1 pseudogene is annotated in these 537 nt (G+C 51.8%); it reads left to right on the top strand.

From position 1 onward, the window contains the following. Window positions 1–88: 88 nt before the first annotated feature. Window positions 89–537, top strand: a pseudogene (locus QVP03_RS04890) (Arm DNA-binding domain-containing protein); the annotation flags it as partial.

Raw genomic sequence — 537 nt, 5'->3', positions numbered from 1 at the left:
AAACGTGATTTTCAGTTTCTTGCATCGTTATTCATCTTGACATACGACTCTGCTGAAATTATTTTTGCCACCCTAAAAAGCAGAGTTTATGCGCAGCACGTTCAAGGTTCTGTTCTACCTTAAAAGGAACAAAGACAAAGATCAGAAAGTCGTCCCTGTCATGGGTCGCATCACGGTCAACGGTAGCATCGCCCAGTTCAGCGCGAAGCTCTCCGTCCCGGAAACGCTTTGGGAGGTCAGCGGCGGCCGCGCCAAAGGCCGCAGTCTCGAAGCGGATCGCATCAACCGTCATCTGGACAACATCCGCACCCAGATCGGCAAGCACTATCAGGATATCTGCGACCGGGAGTCATACGTTACGGCCGAAAAGGTCAAGAATGCCTATCTCGGCTTCGGCGAGAAATACCGGCTGCTTCTCGAAGCGTTCGAGAAGTTTACTGCCGACCTCAAGAAACGTGTCGGCATCGACCGCTGCCACGGTACATGGAACCGCTACTATAAATCCATCGACCATCTGCGGACTTTCATGCGTAAGGA

This window comes from Alistipes sp. CAG:29 (assembly GCF_000435435.1).
GTDB classification, from domain to species: domain Bacteria; phylum Bacteroidota; class Bacteroidia; order Bacteroidales; family Rikenellaceae; genus Alistipes; species Alistipes onderdonkii.
The sequence above is the reverse complement of the archived record's forward strand: the minus strand, read 5'-3'. Positions and strand labels throughout refer to the sequence as shown.